Below are 3,910 nucleotides of genomic sequence, written 5' to 3'. Positions count from 1 at the left end.
CGACCTCGGCCAGAGACTATCCAAAAAACTCCGGTTTAATGTATTCAACATACGGCAGATTTCTCCAAACAACTATATATTTTTGAACCAATCCAATAGTTTCTTACACACCTGCTTAAATCAATCCTATGAAATACACAGCTCTCCTCATCATCACACTTTGCACATGGAGCAGTCTCCTCGCTCAAACTTCTGATACGGAAATGGCCATAAAGGATATCAGAACTAAATATGCAACCATTGTATATTTAAAGGAAAAGAAGGGTTTAAAAGTAGAGGAGCTTGATTACGAGTGCCCGGATTATCCTGCCAGAGGGACTGTTTGGTTTTACACAGAGGGTGACGAGATTAAATTAATTGAACACTCATTTTCGGAAGGAGATCATTATGGAGGCAAGGAGCAGTATTTTGTGTGGGGCGGGGAGTTGTTCTTTTGCTTTTCTGATGTTGGTTACTGGACCTTTGATATGGAAACCGTGGAGGAGGGTGAGCCTGTTACTCAGACCAAGGACATTATTACCGAAAGCAGGTTTTACTTTCACAAAGGAGCGGCTGTAAGATGTCTGGTCAAAAACTATGAAATAAGATCACGTGATGCGGAAAAAGTAAAGCCGGAGAATATTCCAAATGAAGAAACCAACTGTCTGGAGGCTGAGGAAGTGTTTAATAAATTCAAAACATTGATGGCATTGAGAGGGCAAGGTCTGAATGGTCAATGTATTTGGGAGGAGTAGTAATAAAAAAGTAGCGGGGGAAAGTAGACGCTATAAGATTGATAGTCAGAGACTATTCTATAAGAGTGAAATCTATTTGCATTTTACTAATCTTTGTCTTCTTGAATTATAAGATTAATAATTTGGTTTTGATCTAATCTTATAATTTATTTATTGCTTCTAAACCTTAAAACCCGCCGATGACCCGCTATATAAAATCAACCTACCGCTACTTTAAGAACAATGCTGTGTTTGTGTCCCTTAACCTGGTAGGGCTTGTCATAGGCATTGGAGTGTTTTTCTTTGCTTACCAATATGTCAGCTTTGAGCTGAATTATGATACGCATAATGAACATTTTAATAAAATATACCGGCTTGTCACGGATTTGGAATCTGCCAGTGCTACGGAATATGAAAGTACTTCGGCGCCGATGGCTGCGGTTGTTAAGGAATCTTTTCCGGAGGTGGAAGAGTGTACGCGGGTATTCCTGGATTATATCTTGATCACCAATGAGGAAAAGGACCAGATCACCCAAGAGAATATTGCTTATGTAGATCCTTCTTTGTTTTCGGTATTTACGATGCCGCTCATCAGTGGCAATCCACAAACAGCACTTGATAAACCTTTTAGTCTGGTGCTTTCGGAGACTGCAGCCAGAAATTTTTTCGGGACCACTGACTGTCTGGGGAAAAACCTGATCATCGATGGCACATACCCTTCTACGGTAACTGCTGTAATGAAGGATATGCCGCACAACGCCCACTTCAGAACGGATATTCTACTGTCCATGTCATCGTTATTGGAGGTTTGGGCACCGCACATCGCCACCCGGTGGAACAAATTCGGGTTTTATACTTATCTCATTTTAAAAGAGGGTACGTCACCCGATATTTTCAATGGCAAGATCAGGGATATTCTAAAGGATCATATGGAGAGCGATAAGATCAGCTACTACCTCAAGGCAGAGCCTCTGGACGGTTTGTATTTTAATGCAAAAGCCAGAGGAGGCAGGTACGGTTCAGCCGTGGTTGGCAATATCAATAATGTCTATATCTTTTCTGCGGTAGCTATTTTGGTACTGGCCATTGCCTGTTTTAATTTTATCAACCTGACCATAGCACTCTCTATGAAGCGGGCCCGGGAAATAGGCGTGCGAAAGGTCTTGGGAGCCACGAAGGGGCAACTGATCTTTCAGTTTGTCTCCGATGCACTGGTTATCAGCGTTATTGCTTTTATTGCTGTGTCCCTGTTCTCTGCTGTACTTCATCCCCATTATAACCAACTGGCCGGTAAGCCTGTAAGTCAGACCATGATCGATTCGCCTTTTCTCGCCTTTATCCTGTTTTTGATCTGCCTGGGTAGTGGCTTAGTATCCGTGATGTATTCGAGCTATTACCTGATAAGGGTCCAGCCTCTGGATACATTGAAGGGGAAGTACCTTGCCGGAGGATCGGGTAACAAAGTTAAGAACGTACTGGTGGTGTTACAGTTTGCTGTTTCCATTGCTTTGATCGTGTCTACGCTGGTTATGCTTTCACAATTGGATTATATGCAGAACTATGATCTGGGCTTTGAAAAGGACCAGCAGTTGATCGTGGATTTTCATTATGATAAAGAGGTCAGGGAGCATACGGATGTGTTAAAAAGGGAGTTTGCCGCAATTGAGGGCGTGCAAAGTGCTGCGTTTTCTTCCGATATACCCGGTGGAGCCTATTCTGAAATACCGGTTGTGATTGAAAACAGCAGTCATGAACCCCAGGAGGTGCAGGTGATCACTTATTCGATAGATTATGCATTTTTAGAACAGTATGGATTGGAGTTGCTGGCAGGAAGAAATTTTTCAGAAGAGTTCAGTACTGATTTCAGGCAAGCCGTTATTCTCAACGAGACAGCAGTCAGGGAGTTGGGATATAACAGTATGGAAGGTGTTATAGGTAAAGAGGTCAGCATAGGCACTACCAAGGCTTCGGTGATCGGGGTTATTAAAGATTTTCATTTCAGCTCGTTGCACGAGAGGGTGAGGCCACTATGCATTCGTCACATTCCGGGTTGGTTTACTTTTGCAACATTCAATATATCACCTGCTAGGCAAGGGACAACGATCAGTGCCCTGGAGCGAAAGTGGAAAGAACTGATACCTCAAAAGCCTTTTATCTACACTTTTTTTGACCAGCGCTTTAACAATCAATACCAGTCCGAACAGCGTTTCAGCAAGCTGTTCCTGATCCTTGCGGGTATTACAATTACCATATCCTGTCTGGGGCTATTGGGTTTGGCCGCATTCAGTATGGAGCAAAGGACTCGTGAAATTGGTATCAGAAAAGTATTGGGAGCCTCTGTGCATGGCATGGTTTTTACACTGGCACGGGATTTTTTACTGCTGGTGGGCATCGCCTTCGTGATCGGGGCGCCGGTGGCATGGTATGGCATGAGCAAATGGCTGGAAGGTTTCGCCTACAAACAGGGCATCGCCTGGAGTGATTTTTTCATCAGCGGTATGCTCGCCGTGATGATTGCCGTTATCACCATCAGCTTTCATACGATTAAATCATCGTTGGTTAACCCTGCGAAAGTTTTGAAGGATGAGTAGGGGAAGCGTTTTTTGAATATTCATTATCTTCAAACCCACAAATGTTTGCGTTCAAATCAAAGAGGATGCTTTAATTGAAATGTTCGAAGTTCAGGTTGTAACACACATTGGAACTGCTAAGAATGACTAGGGATATTTTAGGAGGCACTTGGAAAGGTAGCTTAATTTTGCCAGGGCACTTAACAGTTACGTCCAAAGAAAGAATTACAGATTTTTTCTTCAGAGTCAGGTATGATGCAAATACCGGGACTTTTAGTGGGATTTTTATGCTGAATCCGGATTCTTCAGAGATACATGAACATGCAGTGATGACTGGGGAATTATCTGCAAGTAGTGAGATAACGTTTGAAATAAGGTACTCAAAGTTCTACTTCTATACGGATCAAACAGAAAAGGAAGTGGCTAGTTTGTCTGAGAATATTTTAACAAAAATCAGGTTTAAGGGAAGCATAAACCGGAATGAAATGTTGTTTGGTTTCTGGGAAAGTGATTCTTCACTTTTTGAGTATAAAGGACAGGTGAGAAAGACTTTACCAAGGAATGGAACCTGGTGGGCAAAAAGACAAAGTGCTTCAGATATAAAGTAAAATTCTCTGTTTGAAAATA

The 3,910-nt window shown here is 42.4% G+C and carries 3 protein-coding genes; all 3 read left to right on the top strand.

Annotated elements, in window-relative coordinates:
* The first annotated feature begins 128 nt into the window (after window positions 1–128).
* Window positions 129–734 carry a hypothetical protein gene (locus E1163_RS01885; protein WP_155168892.1) on the top strand — a complete coding sequence of 202 codons (606 nt, stop codon included), beginning with the start codon at window positions 129–131 and terminating at the stop codon, window positions 732–734.
* Between the two features lie 179 nt (window positions 735–913).
* Complete coding sequence (locus E1163_RS01880; protein ID WP_155168890.1) at window positions 914–3,304, top strand: ABC transporter permease; 2,391 nt, start codon at window positions 914–916, stop codon at window positions 3,302–3,304.
* Window positions 3,305–3,426: 122 nt separating this feature from the next.
* Window positions 3,427–3,891 (top strand): hypothetical protein, encoded by a 465-nt coding sequence (locus E1163_RS01875; protein ID WP_155168887.1) that lies wholly within the window; start codon window positions 3,427–3,429, stop codon window positions 3,889–3,891.
* Window positions 3,892–3,910: the final 19 nt, after the last annotated feature.

This window comes from Fulvivirga kasyanovii (assembly GCF_009711405.1).
GTDB lineage: Bacteria > Bacteroidota > Bacteroidia > Cytophagales > Cyclobacteriaceae > Fulvivirga > Fulvivirga kasyanovii.
The sequence above is the reverse complement of the archived record's forward strand: the minus strand, read 5'-3'. Positions and strand labels throughout refer to the sequence as shown.